A 17,893-nucleotide genomic window follows, 5' to 3' on the forward strand; every position below is an offset into this window, starting at 1 on the left:
TGTTGAGCACGTCGGAGTGTCCGTTTTGGAATATACAGAGCGAATGCTCTCTAGCGATAAAATGTCCATCGAGCCGACTTACAATAGTTAACAAGAAGTGACAATAAAGTGGTAAAAAATATTGAAAAAATAAGGACGTTTTAAAGAGGCTTAAGCTAATCTATGTGAATCTCAAACATTACACAAGGTTGGTCTATGAACCGTATTTACCGCGTTATCTGGAATTCGTCGTTAGGTGTTTGGCAAGCTGTAAGTGAAATTGGCAAAAGTGCCAAGAAAAAGAAAAATCATGGCCGCCGTCACCGAGCACGATTACCTTTAATCGTGGGGGGCGTGTTTCTGGTAAGTGCTCAAGTTTATGCCGATGCATTACCAACGAATGGAACCGTCAATTTAGGTTCAGGTAGTATTTCCCAGCCTGATGCGAATACGCTAAATATTACTCAAAATACTAATAAAATATCCATTGATTGGGCATCGTTTAGTGTTGGTAAAGACAGTGCCGTTAACTTCATTCAACCTTCCTCTTCCTCTGTTGCGTTAAACCGTGTGACTGGATCTGATGTGTCCAGTATTCAGGGTGCTATTAATGCCAACGGTCAAGTCTTTCTTATAAATCCTAATGGTATTTTATTTGGTACCACAGCACAGGTTAACGTTGGGGGATTAATTGCTTCTACACGTAACTTAACCGATGAGAATTTTAGCGCTGACAATTTTGTGTTTGAAGGCAGTAATGGCAATGCGGTTGTTAACCAAGGGCGTTTGGTTGCAGCGGAAGGTGGCTATGTCGTTATGATTGCCGCAAAGATTGAAAATACGGGTGATATTCTCGCTAACCAAGGTAGCGTTCGGTTGGCGGCAGGTGATTCTGTATTAGTGAATTTGGGTGGCACAGTAAGTATCGAGGTGCAAAAAGGCGCGATTGATGCATTGATTCAAAATGGTGGAGCAATTAGAGCCGACGGCGGACATATTTTGCTTACCGCAAAAGCGGCTGGTGATCTTGCTGCGAGTGTTGTTAATAATACCGGTATTGTGGAAGCCACGAGCTTGGTATCTCAAGGTGGCGAAATCGTCTTTATGGGCGATGACATTACTAATAGCGGCACATTAGTCGCTGACGGGGCAACAGGTGGTGGCCAAATCTTAATCGGTGGTGATTGGCAGGGTGAAAATGCCGATCAGTATTCACATGCGACTAAAGTGACTTTGACTGAAACTAGCCAAATTTCAGCCAACGCTACGACACTGGGTGACGGCGGTAAAGTTGTTGTTTGGTCAGACATAAAGAATGCTGACAGTGTGACCAAAGTGGCTGGCAACCTCAGTGCCCAAGGAAAAGGTAAGAACACAAAGGGTGGTAAAATCGAAACCTCCGGTAGTGTGTTGAATGTTGCGAAAGGCACCACAGTAAAAGCCTCAGAATGGTTGCTTGATCCAACAAATATAACTATTAGCGCAGGCAGCGGTGGTAGTTTGACAAGTGGCGAAACCGAAAGCGATATTGGCGCAGAAACAATCGAGACGGCGTTAAATGCAGGTACCAGTGTTACGGTTCAGACAGATTCAGAAGTGGCTGGTGAGGGTGATATCACCGTTGCTGCGAATATTTTGAAATCATCGGGGGCGGATGCAACGCTTACCCTAACCGCTGCAAATAATATTGTTATTAATGAAAACGTGTCTATTACCTCGACAACTGGAGCACTGAACACCGTGCTTCGTGCAGACAACGACAGTAATAGTTCAGGTAGTGTCAGCATGGGGGCTGGATCTTCGATTGACACGAATGGCGGTGATGTTTGGATTGGTGGTGCAACAGACACGAGTCCTGCGGCAAGTGTGACGACACAAGCTATAACTACAGCAGCGGGTAACGTTAACATTTTATCCTCGGGTGATATTAGTTTAGGGAGCATTACGTCAACAGGTACGGTTGAACTATCTTCCACTGGCACGGTAACTCAAACGGGTGCTATTACTGGCGGGCAAAATGTAAATCTACTTGGCACAGGGGGAACATACACCCTAACCAATGCATCTAATGGGTTTGGTACTCTTACTGCAGATACAGGTAGCTTGAATGTTACCAACAACCAAGATTTTTCTCTTGGGTCTATCGTTACCACAGGCGATGTTGAACTGTCTTCCACTGGCGCAGTTACGCAAACTGGCGCCATTACAGGAGGGCAAGCTCTAAACCTACAAGGTTCAGGCACATATACTCTAACCAACGCTGGCAATGAGATTGCTTCGTTGGCCGCTAATACCGGCACCTTAAGTGTTACCAACAATCATGATTTTTCTCTTGGGACGATTGCCACGACAGGGGCAGTCGAACTTTCTTCAACGGGTACTGTGACGCAAGACAGTGTTATTTTAGGGGGGCAAGCTTTAAGCTTGCTTGGCACAGAGGGAACATACATTCTTACCAACGCTAACAATCAGATTGGCACGCTTACGGCTAATACTGGCAGTGTGGAGTTGGTGAATAGTTTAGCTCAAACCACTGGTGAAATTACCACAACAGGCGCATTGAGCCTGACCTCTGATGCGCTGACGATCAATGGAGATATCGATGCCAGTGCTGGGGACATAACATTTAATACTGATGCACTGGCTGTTACCAGCGGCACTGTCAAAAGTACGGGTTCACTACAAATAGCGGCCAAAACAGCAGCCACAACCATTGGTATTGGTGGTGGAACAGGCACTTTGCAAATCACGGCGACTAATTTTAGTACAGACTTTGTCGATGGATTCTCAGATATCACGATTGGTGATGCGAATCAGTCAGGAAACATTGATGTTGATGCCACCGTATTAAATGATGCATTGACACTGCAAACCACAGGTGACATCACTCAAAGCGGCGCTATTACCGGTGATCAAAACCTGACATTGGTAGGTGGTGGGTCTCACACGTTAAATAATGCTGACAATGCGATAGGCCAGTTAACGGCCACCAGCGGCACCTTGACCTTCCGAGGTGAGAGCTTTATTTTAGGAAATATTGCTACAACAGGTGCTGTTCAGTTATCCAGTACGGGTACCGTTACACAAGCGAGTGATACGGCCATCACGGGCGGTCAAGCATTAATTCTATCTGGTGTGGATGGTGCGTATACTCTAAATAACACGGGCAATGACATTGCTTCGTTGGCTGCCAATACAGGCAGTTTAAGTGTTACCAACAATCATGATTTCTCTCTTGGATCTATTATAACAACAGGCGATGTTGAGCTGTCTTCCACTGGTACAGTAACACAAACAGGTGCTATTACTGGCGGGCAAAATGTAAACCTACTTGGCACAGGGGGAACATACACCCTAACCAATACATCTAATGCGATTGGCACGCTTACTGCAAATACAGGTAGCTTGAATGTTACCAACAACCAAGATTTTTCCCTCGGGTCTATCGTCACCACAGGCGATGTTGAACTGTCTTCCACTGGTGCAGTTACGCAAACTGGCGCCATTACAGGAGGGCAAGCTCTAAACTTACAAGGTTCAGGCACATATACTCTAACCAACGCTGGCAATGAGATTGCTTCGTTGGCCGCTAATACCGGCACCTTAAGCGTTACCAACAATCATGATTTTTCTCTTGGGACGATTGCCACGACAGGGGCAGTCGCACTTTCTTCAACGGGTACTGTGACGCAAGACAGTGTTATTTTAGGGGGGCAAGCTTTAAGCTTGCTTGGCACAGAGGGAACATACATTCTTACCAACGCTAACAATCAGATTGGCACGCTTACGGCTAATACTGGCAGTGTGGAATTGGTGAATGGCTCTGCACAAACCACTGGCGCGATTACCACAACCGGTGCACTTAACCTGACTTCTGATTCCTTAACCATCAATGAAAACATTGCCACAGGTGCGGGTAACATCACATTTAATACCGACGTTCTAACGGTTGCGAGTGGCAAGACGGTTGCTGGAGAGGGGGCTTTACAGATAGCCGCCAAAACAGCCACCACAACGATTGGTGTTAATGGCGGTTCTGGGACTTTGCAAATTTTGACTGGTGATTTTGTCGATGGTTTCTCAGCTATAACCATAGGCAGTGCCGATCATACTGGTCATACTGGTGGCATTGAAATTGGTGCAGACACCACGCTTAATGATGCGACAACATTGCAAACGGACGGTATTTTATTGGTTAACAATGATCTAGATGCCCTCGCAAATAACCTGACGCTAAAAGTAGGCCAGCTCACTATAGCAGATGATAAAACCATTTCTGGTACAGGTGTGTTGACGGTTGCTTCTGAAACAGACAACGAAGCGATTGACATTGGTGGGACAAGCCAGCAATTAAATGCAGCGGATTTTGGTAGCAAAATTGCAAATGGTTTTTCTGACATTGTCATTGGTGGAGCAGATCAAACAGGTGACATTAATATTGTAGAAGATTCTACCTTGGCCGCCGCTGTTACAATGCAAACCAGTGGAGACTTATCTGTTGACCATAATCTAGCGGCTGGTGCGAACAATCTGACGTTAAAAGTGGGTACTCTTTCAGTTGCTACTGATCAAACCATTTCTGGTAGCGGTGTACTGACTGTTGCTTCTAATACTGACAGCAAAACCATAGGTATCGGTGGAGCAGAGGGGGATCTGCAACTGACAGCAGACAATATTAATACTGACTTTGCCGAAGGTTTCTCGGAGGTTGTAATAGGTAGTGCGAGCCAATCAGGCAACATTACTCTTGCCGCTATTGCTCTAGACAATGCATTAACATTACAAACTTCTGGCGCAGTCACCCAAACCGGAGCCATTACCGGTGGACAAGACTTGAATTTACTTGGCTTAGGTGGCACGCATACCCTGACTAATGCAGATAATGCCATTGGCAATCTAACCGCCAACACTGGTAGCGTGGAGTTGGTAAATGGTTCCGCGCAAACCACTGGTGATATTACGACAACAGGAGCTTTGAGCCTGACGTCTGACTCGTTAACCATTAATGACAATATCGTCACTGGTGCTGGTAACATCACATTCAATACCGACGCTTTAACGATAGCGGATGGAAAAACACTGGCTGGTTCAGGCAACTTGCAAATTACCACTAAAACAGCAGATAAACTCATTGATGTAGGTGGTACAACAGACGGTGCTCTGCAATTAACGACCACAAACATTAGTACGGATTTTGCTGATGGGTTTGCAAATATAATCATAGGTGGCGCCGATCATACCGGCGGTATTGAAATTGGTGCAGACACAACCTTTAAAGACGCAACAACACTGCAAACCAGTGGTGCTTTGTCAGTCAGTAATAATCTAGCCGCTGGTGCGAATAATCTGACGTTAAAAGTGGGTGAGTTTTCGGCAGCCGAAGGCAAAGTCATTTCTGGCTCGGGTACATTGAATATTACGAGCGATGCCGCCAGCGACGCGATTAGTATTGTGGATACGATTGACGATAATGCAGTGGACACACTTCAACTACTTTCTGCTGATTTTGTCTCAAAAATTGCGGATGGTTTCTCAGGCATTGTGATTGGTGATTCCAGTCAATCAGGCGATATTACCATTGGTGCCACTGCGTTTAACGACGCATTGACTTTACAGTCAACGGGCACAGTGACTCAAACTGGTGCGATTACCGGTGGGCAAAACTTGAACTTACTGGGCGCTGGTGGCTCGCATACTCTGACGAATGAGGGCAACTCTATTGGAACACTAACCGCTAATACTGGAAGTGTTGAGTTTGTCAGTGCAAAAGAACTAGTAGGCGCATCTGATATAACGACAGAGACTTCTCAGTTAGGCTCTATTATCACGTCTGGGGCATTAAGTGTTTCGACTGTAGACGGTGATATTACCGTATCTGAAAATCTAACCGCGGGTGGTGCTTTAACGCTAACGTCTGCGAATGACATCATCGTAGAGAGTGGTAAAACCCTTACGTCTCCAGCAAGTATTACTTTGTATGGTACAAACATCACTCAGAAGGGCATTTTGGATGCCAGTAGCACAACGGCTAATGGTGGTAACATTACTTTAGCAAAAAATGCTTCTACATCGGCGGACTTTATTAGTCTTGAGGGCGTGTTAAACGCCAGCACGACCAATGGTACAGGTGGTACGATTATCACCAATGGTCAATCCGTGTTTTTAAATACCAGTGCTAACGTCACAACAGCGGGTAATACAGCAAACGGAATCTGGAAAACGCCCGTTTCGACGTTTGATACCGTCGTAGCGGCAACCGGAGGTGATATTACTGGGCAAACCATATCTGATGCGTTAAAAACAGCCAATTATACGCTGACGGCCAGTAGCGCCAAAGTGACCTTAAGTGAAACCTTAGCGGGCCAAAATAATCTAAAAGATTTAACCGATACCGAGATTACTAGCGCCGATTTTGGTGGTATTACGATTAACAATAGCATCACCAAAGTATCTGCCGGTACCAGTGGTACCGCACCGCAACCAGTTTATGATATTACAACAGACACAACACTGACCGTTACGTCAACTAGCAATATTACGGTGAATGGCGCAATCAGTTCAGAACAGCAACGTCTCAACCTGATTCTTACCGCGAATAACGATGCGACTGGTGGCGGTGATGTTATTTTTGGTTCTAACGGCAGTGTAACAACGAATAATGGCAATTTTTATGTTGGCTCAGTGACATTAGGGCAAGCGACTAATGGCGTTGTATTTGCCTATAATAACCAGACCTATCATGACATTGTCACCGCTTCTGCTGAAAACTTCACCATGAATACGGGCAGTCAAATAAATGTTGGCAGCGGTTCTTTAGTATTAAAGGTGACAGATGATATTAATTTGCCGACTGGAGATGCCACTGGTAAATCTTACTCGATAAATTCTACAGCCAGTTCTTCCGGCTATAATAATGAAACGGAAACCAACGCTAATCGTTCTGGTACGCCTAATTATGAGCAGGTAGCCACGGTTCCGACTTCTTTAACTTTAGAAGCCGGCGGTTCAATTATTGGCGCAAGTACAGACTCTACCAAAATTAGCACGAACTCTTCGTCCGCAATGGTAAATGTGACGAGTGCTGAGAATATTGGTTCTGAAGACTCTCTAGTATTATTCTCTAGTAGTAATGGAACCATTAATATTACCAATACTGGCGGAAACTCATATATTAAATTTGCCAATGGGTACGATGATGCTAATTTTTCGACCCTAAACTTAACAACAGATACCACTACCGCAGACACAACTCAACGTATAGAGTTTAATGACGATGGCTCGCATAGACTGCTAGCGACAACGGATGAAAACGGTTTGCTCACCATTGCCACAGGTGGATTAGTTGATACAACTTCTTATAAAAATATAACGATTCAAGCACCCAATATCACCTTGGAAAATGGTGCCATTGTCGCAACGGGAGGATCGACATCAGTTAATTCGTCTGACAATTCTGTTTTAGACGGAACGGGATTGAATTTAACGTTAACGGCACTATCTGGATCCACTTACGGTGAAATTAAGGCAGATAATGCTGCAGTGGATTACAGTTCAACGTCAGCACCAGATGACTTTAGTAATAAAGAAATTTATATCCAAAATGGAACATTAAACTTAAATGCCAGTAACTTTGGTGTTAAAAATAGTGGTGACGACTGGAGTAATGCTCTAGAGGTGACAGCTAATACATTAAATGTGAATAACTCTGGTGGTTCAACTTGGCTTCGTAATAGTGACTTTAACAGCATTACCTTTTCGGCTGTTGATAGCAATGCGAATGTCGCTGGCCATCATCACATTCTGTCCACCAATGGTGACTTCTTCAACATAGAAACCACCGCGGATGCGAAAACTATTGTTCATACCATTGATGATACGAATAAATTGTCAGGTATTAAAACAGACAATAAAAATGTTAGCTTAAAGACTGGCTTATCTATTTCTCAATCAAGAGATATTATCATGGCAGATAATGCCATTGATATTGGTGCCGCAACGCTTTCATTGACATCCTATTATGGAAAAAGTATTTCGGCCTACTCTACTAATCATGTTCAGGGTAATGGTTCAATAACGCCTACAACACTGGCTAATCCAAATACTGCTACTGTGACCGTTGGTAACTTGAATTTAACAACGGCCTATAATACGACAAGTACCGCTTCAATTGGTGGCGATGGCTATACCCTTAAAGTCGCCAAAGGCGGAGAAACGGGTGAAGCAAATGTGGGCAGTAATGTACTGACTATTAATAATGAAAGCGGTGATATTGCTATTAATGAGCTGTCTGCTGAGCACTTTAAAACCATTAAAGTCAATTATTCAAGCACTGATAGCACGGCAAGAGCGCATACTGTAGCTATTGATTTGTTTGACAATGATTCTGTCATTGAAAACCTTAATTACTCAGATACGGGCAACGGTCTTATTACCCTAGACGCTAGTAGCATAGATTTGTCTGGTTTTAATCGTAATTTTGATTTGTATGCCTACTATAAAGACATTCAAGTTAACAACATTTATGGTGGTACCGGCTATTTTAATGTGACTTCATACAATAACAGTATTACGTTAAATGGCGATGTGAATACCAATGGCGGAAATATATCACTAACGAGTAATACGTTTAAACTTGCCGGTTCATCGCGCATTGATAGCAATGCAGATAATGCCAGCAATACAACATCAGTAGGAAGTTCAGGTAGCATCTCACTGAATAATAGTTCGGGCAGTAGAGGCGTTGATATTTCCGCCAATACAGGCGTATCGGCTACGTTAACGCTTGATTCAAGCTCCAATGACAGTTCAGGTGGAAGTATCACCACAGACATGAATGCCACCAATAGTGCAGGTTCATACTTAACAGGACTATCCTTCATAGGCTCTGGAGTAACGACGGAACAAGATGGTTCGATTTCATTAACGGGGGCAAGTTTTGCGCTTAATGGTGATTTTACAGCAACAGGTAATGTTGCTTTAAGTGGTGGAGAATCGACTTCATCCGCAACGAATATCCCAGGAGTGACCATTGATACTAATCAGTCAATCGCTGATAGTGGTGATATCACCTTCTCTGGTTACAGCTTATCAGGCAGCTCAGTTCGTAATTATGTCTTCAATACCAGTGCGACAGGAGGTAATGGTGGCGACGTTAATCTGTACCCTGCCTCAACCACAGGCACATTTAGCGCAGGTTCGATGACGGTTAATACTTCGGGGTCAACGTCCTCTGGCACAATTATATTGCCAGCGGTCACCACGACTAAAAATTCAGGTTCTTCTTACACAACAACCAGTGCGCAAAGTTATACTGGGTCCACTATTACCCTTAACGGTAGCTTACAATCCAATCAGGCTAATATTGACGTATTAGGCTCTGAAGTAGTATTAGCCAACGATGTGTCGATTGATACCTACACCGGTTTTGTTTTTGGCCAAATATCAACGACATCGGGCGTTTCTGCAGGATCTGTAACCGTTGGTAGCGCAGGTGCCAAGCTTACTAATAATGATCCAGCCAACTCCTTTGCAATAGACACCAGTGGTAATCAGGGAGCAGTGACTTTCGTAGCCAACAATGGCGCGATAACTTTGAGAGATTCTACAGAAACAACGTTTAATAACTTCAGTATGATAGGTGGCGGTAATTTAAATACGGCCTTTGATATCACTAAGTATTCTACGACGGGCTTACTTACTGTTGGTCAACTGGACGGCGGTTCTTTTACTTGGAGTGATCTAAGTGCGGGTAACTTATTATTGAAAGGACCTGCGAACTACACCATCACTGGCAATATAGGGACGACTACTGGTGGTGATTTTGTCGCTGGAACCTTAGCAGCAACGGGCGTTGCTAACCTAGATGTTACAACCAACAAGGCGCTGACTATCGGTAGTTTGTCTTCTGTAAGTGGCGTATCAGCAACAGGTACCATAAATATTGCCACTAAAACCGATGATTTAACGGTGAATAACAACATTACGACCACTTCAGCGGCAAATGGTGCAATAACGCTTAATGCAGGCTCAGATACTACAGTAGGTATGGCTACAGGTGGCAATGTTCTATTAAACAGTACTTTGTCTACAGGAAGTGGAGGGCGAGCAACCGTATATACCGGCAGTATCGAAGACAGTGGTTCGTATAATTTTGGTAACGGTCGTTACCGCTACAACAGCGATGAAACAAATACCAATTACACGGCAGCTTTAGGCACGGGTAATTACGCTATTTACCGTGAGCAACCTACATTGACCATAGGGTTTGCTTCTGGAAAAGAGTATGACGGTATTACCTTAGTGCCTTCAACTGGTGGGATTACAGGTGATGTAAATAACGATAAAACACAGTTTACAGATTCATTAGTTTGGCAAGTTGCAGATGATAAAACGATTAAAAATGCGGACACTTATACAATCACTCATACTGGTGCTGTAACAGGTGCAGAAGAGTTGGGTTACAACGTATCAGGTCCTAACGACACCTATACTTATATCGTTACGCCTAAAGCTTTAACGGTAAGTTTAATTGACGTTACCAAGGTTTATGACGGTAATACAACGGCAGCGTTGACCAATAGTAATTTTGATTTAAGTGGTTTTATTGGTAGTGAAATGCTGACGGTTAGTAAGGAAACTGGGACCTATAATTCTAAAGATGTTGTTAATGCCAGTAGTGTTACAACCAGTTTGGCATCGAGTGACTTCGTTGAAGCCGATGGAACGTTAGCTTCCAACTACGTATTACCGACTGCGGCAACAGGTACTGGTGGCATTACTAAACGAACGCTGACCGCTTCGATTACTGATACACCTACTAAAGTCTATGACGGTAATACGGATGCGACATTGACTAATGCTAATTTCAGCATAGCGAACTTAGTGGATGGAGAAAGCTTCACCGTTAGTAAATCAACAGGGACTTATAACGATAAAGACGTGCTTGACGCCAGCAATGTTACTACTAGCCTAGCTGAAGGGGACTTCACTGAAGGAAGTGATACGTTAGCGAGTAATTACACTATGCCTGTGATTGCTTCAGGAGAGGGTAGTATTACCGCCAGAACGCTTACTGCTTCGATTATTGATACGCCAACAAAAGTGTACGATGGTAATACCGATGCAACATTGACCAATGGCAATTTTAGCATTGCTAACTTGGTCGATGGCGAAAGCTTCATTGTTACCAAAACAACAGGGGCTTACAACGATAAAGACGTTGTGGACGCTAGCACTGTCACGACCAGTTTAGCTGAAGGAGATTTCACTCAAGAGAATGACACTCTAGCAAGCAATTACATCATGCCAGTGACCGCGACAGGTGCAGGCAGCATTACGGTAAGAACGCTGACGGCTTCTATAATCAATACGCCAACAAAAGTGTATGACGGTAATACGACTGCTACGCTCACTAATGACAATTACAGTATAGCCAACCTAGTTACCGGTGAAAGTTTTACCGTTAATAAAGCAACTGGGGCTTATAACGATAAAGATGTTGCTGATGCTAACAGTGTCACTACCCGTTTGGTTTCAGGTGACTTTGAAGCTGGCGATGACACTTTAAAATCAAATTACACTCTACCTATCACCGCAACAGGTGGCGCGACAATCAATGTCCGTCCGCTAGTGGCTGTCGCAAAAACACAAGATAAAATATTCGATGCGAAAACAGAGGCTAAAACAACGTTAACGATAGCAGCAGAAAATCTTAATCTAAGGAACCTTAACGACAGTAATAATCCATTGGTCGTCAATGGTGTGGTTGGCAATGAAAACGTCTTTTTGACTTTTACCGATGCGAACTTCTCGGATGAAATGGTAGGAATAGATAAAACGGTGACCATTAATGGTCTAAGCGTTGCTGGTATCGATGCAGCTAACTACATTGTTATGGTGAAAGATGCTTTGGGCAGTTTAACCGCACCAGCAAGCACAATGACAACAATTGCTGATATCAACCCTAACAATCCTCCTGTGGTATTCATTCCTGCTCCCCCACCAGCACCTGTGGTTATTCCTCGACCAAATTTGGGTAATGCTCCAGTGGTCGCTGTTGGGGGAATGCAAGTGGTTGCGATAGCGTCTACAAGCTCAACGACTTCGGTGAGTTCAGGAGCGCAAGGCGAAGCCTCAGTGGATACTATGTTATTGTCGCAAGTTAACAACGGCAATAGCTTTGATAATCAGGTGTTTATAGTGGACGGTGGCATAAATACAGTTAATCCTGATCAAGCCGCGAATACAGAAGAGACTGTTGAATAATAAATTTCCGAAAATTAGGATTAAGGTTAGATTTTATGAAAAGAGTATTACTCAAAAAAAGTATAGCAACACCTTTGAATTTATCGGTAGCGATGTTATTGGCAACTTCTTCTGTGACATCTAATGCGGAGTCATTACCACCAGTTAACTCTGGAACATTGATCCAACAAACTCAGCAAGGATTAGTGGCGCCTGAACCGTCGGATTTTAATATTCAATTTGATGGAAATGCACTAACCGAAGTGTCTTCTGGAGGCCCGCAAGCTGTATTGAGCAAACTGCAAATTACAGGTTTGTCAGTATTTACAGAAGAGGAATTATTGGCCAGTTTAGGTGATATTTTAGACAAGCCTTATGACTTGGCTGGTTATCGTAGCTTAGCCAATAAGATCAGTCTTTTTTACCGTGACCGTGGTTATCCATTTGCCAGAGCTTATATACCAGCTCAGAGTATGAAAAATGGAGAGTTGCGAATCGATGTATTGGAAGGAAAATACGGTCGTGCAACGGTAAAAGCGACTCAAGATATACAAGCCAAAGCGCAAGCGTATTTATCCACTATTGAGCCTAATGAGGTAATTGAATCCAGTAAACTAGAGCGTATCTCATTGATCATGAATGATATTCCAGGCTACAAAGCTTTACCCTCTATTAGCCCTGGCGATAAAACTGGAACGGCCAACCTAAACGTTCTTTTCATTCCAGAACAGCAAATGTTTGGCGATGTCACGATTGATAACCAAGGCAGCCGTTATACTGGCTATAACCGAGTGCAGGCGGGTGTCAAAAAAGCACACATGCTCACATTTGGTGATGAAGTTAATGCACGTGCGATGTATACCGATGAAAATATGTTGTTTGGTTATTTGGGATACAGCTTGCCAGTTATGCCAAATGGTTTAAGAGCTAATGCATCATTCAGCCGAACCGAATACAGCTTGGGTAGAGAGTACGAATCGTTGGACGCCATTGGGAGTTCAAGTATTTACAGTGTAGGGCTAAGTTATCCGTTGATTCGCTCACAGCTGACGAACGTGAACGCAAAAGCCAATATAGAGCGTAAAGACTTGATGGACTTTTATCGTTCAGCCGACAGCAAGTTAACAAAATTTGTGAACAGCGTCCCTCTAGCTCTTACATTTGATACACGAGATCAGTATTTGGGTGGCGGTATTACCTATGGAGCACTCACGGTAGGTTTGGGTAATCTTTCTAATAATGATGACACAGTGAATAGTGACGGCGATTTTGTAAAAACCACATTAGAAGTGGCGCGTATTCAGTCATTGCCTTCTGGGTTCAGTTTATTTGTCAAAGGCAGCGCTCAACATGCCAACAAAAACTTAGACTCTTCTGAAGACCTGTATTTGGGCGGAACGAGTGCAGTACGTGCATACCCTTCTGGAGAAGCGGGCGAGAACGGCGGTGGCGACGAGGGATACTACACACAGTTAGAGCTGCGTTATAACATTAACGACTTCACACCTTATGTATTTTACGATGCGGGTAGAATAAATACCTATGCAAAACCAACCGCCTCTTTGCTAAGTGAAACACGTAATCTAGCAGGTGCGGGTGTCGGATTAAAATATGAACGCGGTGATTGGAGTGCCGATGTTTTTGCTGCATGGAAAAAAGTGGGTGGAGAGTCGGTATCCGATATCTATGATACCTCATCACCGCGGGTTTTAGGCTCTTTAACCTATCGTTTTGGTGGTGGTCAGCCAGCACCGATTGATGGTTCTACATTGACAAACGGTTTAAATCCGTAAAACGCGTTATTTGTTTGCACATAAAAAAACTCGTCAACATAGCGTTGACGAGTTTTTTCGTAAGAAAAGGAAGAGTAGGATTAACTCACCATTCTGTGAGGGTCGATCACGAATTTCTTCGCGGCGCCGCCATCAAAATCCGCATAACCTTGTGGTGCTTGATCAAGAGAAATCATCTGCACATTCACAGCTTTTGCAATGTCGATTTTATCAAACAAGATGGCTTGCATTAGGGCGCGATGATATTTCATCACAGGGCATTGTCCAGTATGCAAAGAGTGCGATTTTGCCCAACCTAGACCAAAGCGCATGCTCAAGCTACCTTGCTGTGCGGCACTGTCTACGGCACCTGGGTCTTCGGTAACATACAGTCCAGGAATACCAATTTGACCGCCCGCGCGAGTCATTTGCATTGCCGAGTTCAATACCACAGCAGGGGATTCTTGATGGTGATTACAACCACAGGCATGCGCTTCAAACCCCACACAATCCACAAACGCATCCACTTCTCTATCTCCAAGAATCGCTTCGATCTTATCTTGAATATCGCCATCTTGCTTAAGATCGATGGTTTCGCAGCCAAAAGAACGCGCTTGATTGAGTCGATCTTCGATCATATCACCGACAATCACGCAGGCGGCACCCAGTAAATGCGCAGAAGCCGCCGCGGCCAAACCAACAGGGCCAGCGCCCGCGATATACACGGTAGAACCTGGACCAACACCTGCGGTCACGCAGCCATGAAAACCGGTGGGGAAAATATCAGACAGCAGTGTGAGGCTTTGGATTTTCTCACGAGCTTGATCGGCATCTGGGAATTTCAATAAGTTAAAGTCAGCGTAAGGCACCATAACGTAATCGGCTTGACCACCGACCCAACCGCCCATGTCTACGTAACCATAAGCCGCACCGGGGCGAGCAGGGTTAACGTTTAGACAGATTCCCGTTTTGCCTTCTTTGCAGTTGCGGCAACGACCGCATGCAATGTTGAAGGGAACGGAAACAAGGTCGCCGACCTTAATGAATTCGACATCGCGGCCACATTCAATGACTTCGCCCGTGATCTCATGGCCCAACACCAACCCAGTTGGTGCCGTCGTACGACCACGTACCATGTGTTGATCACTGCCACAAATATTCGTCGTGACCACTTTCAAGATCACACCGTGATCACATCGGCGCTTGCCAATAGCCAATTCAGGGAAGGGAATAGCGTCGACTTTAACCGTGCCATTACCTTGATAAATAACACCGCGATTTGCATGAGTACTCATAACGACATCCTTTTTTGCTGTTGTTTTTGTTGTGTGCGTGACTGGTTATTTTGTCACCAGACACAAAAAGGATAGTCCTTTGAGCGACAGAAATAAGGGCTGAAAGCGACTTAAATGCAAAAGATTATCATCGTTCCTTATTTTGTTCATTATTTTGCTTTTAAGCATAAGTATTAATCAGCACATCGAGCATGGCTGCGGCAGCGATGGAGAGGTTGGATCTGGGTTGGCAGATGACGCCAACGCGTCGGCGAATTTCCGGTTCTATTACGGGTCGGCAGATGGCACCTTGTTCTATGGCTTGCTGTCGACATAGGGCGGGAACGACGGCCACGCCCATGCCTTCGCTGACCATGCGTCCCACGGTGGCTAATTGGTGCGCATCAAAGGCAACATTGAGTTCGATGCCAGCTTCTTGAAGTGTATTTTCTATCATGGTGCGCACGCTAGAAGGGCGCTGTAAGGTTATGAAGTCGTATTCTAACAGGGCTTGCCAAGCAATCGTTTCTTGGGTTTCCAGTGGATGATCTCTGGGTAAGATGGCGATGAATCTGTCTTCATAAAGGGGATGGAAAGACAAATCCACAAGGTTACTTGGTTCGAAAGAAATTCCCAGTTCTACTTGGTTATTTCGCACCATTTCGACGACGATGTCGGATAACACATCATCAATGGCGACCTGAATATTCGGGTAGGATGCATGGTAATTACGAATCGCTTTTGGCAGCAATGACGCGGCGAACGACGGCATGGAAGCAATGGTGATTTTCCCCAATTGCAATGCAAAGCGTTGCTTCATTTCGTCTTCGGCGTTTTCCCATTGCGCTAACAATCGTCTGGCTAGTGGCACTAGGGCTTCGCCTTCGGGTGTTAAGGCGATGTGGCGTGTTGTGCGAGTCAGTAATTTCCCTCCTAAGTTATCTTCTAAACTTTTAATCGATAGACTTAAAGCGGGCTGTGATAAATGCAGCTGAGTGGCAGCGCTGGCAAAGCTCATGGACTCGGCGACAGCGAGAAAGGCTTTCACTTGTTTGACGTTCATTTAAAAATACTTCTTTGTGATTATTGTTTTAAAAAACTTATTAATAAATAGAAAAAACAAATTTAATTAATTTATGTCCTTAGGTCAAACTGGCTGGAAGCTAAAAATAACAAATTAGGAGAAGAACTATGGCCGGTTTTGATAAAGTCGTTGCCTCTTTTGAAGACGCCTTGGTCGGACTAGAAGATGATATGACGGTGCTGGCGGGCGGTTTTGGTCTGTGTGGTATTCCAGAAAACTTGATCGCTGAGATCAAACGCAAAGGCACAAAAGGTTTAACCGTCGTGTCGAACAATTGTGGTGTCGATGGTTTTGGTTTGGGCATTCTGTTGGAAGACAGGCAAATCCGTAAAATGGTGTCGTCTTATGTTGGCGAAAATGCCTTGTTCGAAAAGCAATTATTAAATGGTGAATTAGAAGTAGAACTTACTCCACAAGGCACGCTGGCAGAAAAAATGCGCGCTGGTGGCGCCGGTATTCCTGCTTTTTATACTGCAACTGGCGTCGGCACACCGGTGGCGGAAGGCAAAGAAACCAAAGTTTTTAATGGCCGTGAATACTTGTTGGAAGAAGCTATTGTTGGCGACTTCGCCATCGTTAAAGGCTGGAAAGCCGACCGTTACGGTAATGTCATTTATCGTCATACCGCGCAAAACTTTAATCCTCTCGCCGCGACGGCCGGCAAAATTACCGTCGTAGAAGTGGAAGAAATTGTCGAAGTGGGCGAGCTCGATCCTGCTCACATCCATACGCCCGGTATTTATGTGGATCGAGTTGTACTGGGTACTTTTGAAAAACGCATCGAAAAAAGAACCGTTAAAACAGCATAGTACGACAACAGAATAAAAAGAGGTTTCCTATGTCACTGACAAGAAAACAAATGGCGCAACGTGTTGCCCAAGAATTACAAGATGGTTTTTACGTGAACCTTGGTATTGGTATTCCGACTTTGGTCGCCAATTACGTCCCTGACAATATGGACGTTATGCTGCAGTCTGAGAATGGCTTATTGGGAATGGGTGAGTTCCCAACGGAAGAAACCATCGATGCAGACATGATCAATGCGGGCAAACAAACAGTTACCACAGTAAAGGGCGCGTCGATTTTTTCCTCCGCTGAATCCTTTGCCATGATCCGTGGTGGTCATGTGGATTTAACGGTATTGGGGGCGTTTGAAGTAGATGTGAACGGTAATATTGCCTCGTGGATGATTCCCAACAAACTGATCAAAGGTATGGGCGGTGCCATGGATTTGGTCGCAGGCGCAGAGAATATCATTGTCACCATGACTCATGCTTCTAAAGATGGTGAATCCAAACTCTTGTCTAATTGTTCCTTGCCGCTCACTGGCAAAGGCTGTATTAAAAAAGTCCTCACCGATTTAGCTTGGCTGGAAATTGCTGACGGTGCTTTTGTGTTGAAAGAAAGAGCGCCTGGTGTTTCAGTAGAGGAGATTATTGAAAAAACACAGGGTAAATTGATCGTTCCTGATCATGTGCCAGAAATGCAATTCGCTTAACTCCTTACTTAACAACGTATCTAACCAATCGTGAAAAGGACTC

The 17,893-nt window shown here is 44.4% G+C and carries 6 protein-coding genes; 4 read left to right on the top strand and 2 right to left on the bottom strand.

What is annotated here, in order from left to right; genetic code table 11:
- Nucleotides 1-195: 195 nt before the first annotated feature.
- On the top strand, nucleotides 196-12,243 hold the full coding sequence (locus AC0L6V_RS01475) for a two-partner secretion domain-containing protein (RefSeq protein ID WP_409419255.1): 12,048 nt from the start codon (nucleotides 196-198) through the stop codon (nucleotides 12,241-12,243).
- 35 nt (nucleotides 12,244-12,278) lie between these two features.
- Complete coding sequence (locus AC0L6V_RS01480) at nucleotides 12,279-14,015, top strand: ShlB/FhaC/HecB family hemolysin secretion/activation protein (RefSeq protein ID WP_265216968.1); 1,737 nt, start codon at nucleotides 12,279-12,281, stop codon at nucleotides 14,013-14,015.
- Nucleotides 14,016-14,095: 80 nt separating this feature from the next.
- On the opposite strand, the gene fdhA is transcribed toward AC0L6V_RS01480, so the two are convergent.
- A complete protein-coding gene (gene fdhA / locus AC0L6V_RS01485; RefSeq protein ID WP_265216969.1) occupies nucleotides 14,096-15,289 on the bottom strand; it encodes a formaldehyde dehydrogenase, glutathione-independent in 1,194 nt (397 codons plus the stop codon).
- Nucleotides 15,290-15,449: 160 nt separating this feature from the next.
- Complete coding sequence (locus AC0L6V_RS01490; RefSeq protein ID WP_265216970.1) at nucleotides 15,450-16,331, bottom strand: LysR family transcriptional regulator; 882 nt, start codon at nucleotides 16,329-16,331, stop codon at nucleotides 15,450-15,452.
- Between the two features lie 128 nt (nucleotides 16,332-16,459).
- On the opposite strand from AC0L6V_RS01490, the gene AC0L6V_RS01495 reads away from it, so the two are divergent.
- Complete coding sequence (locus tag AC0L6V_RS01495; RefSeq protein ID WP_409419256.1) at nucleotides 16,460-17,161, top strand: CoA transferase subunit A; 702 nt, start codon at nucleotides 16,460-16,462, stop codon at nucleotides 17,159-17,161.
- A 29-nt stretch (nucleotides 17,162-17,190) separates the two neighbouring features.
- A complete protein-coding gene (locus AC0L6V_RS01500; protein WP_409419257.1) occupies nucleotides 17,191-17,850 on the top strand; it encodes a CoA transferase subunit B in 660 nt (219 codons plus the stop codon).
- Nucleotides 17,851-17,893: the final 43 nt, after the last annotated feature.

Source organism: Marinomonas sp. G8-14 (assembly GCF_055808935.1).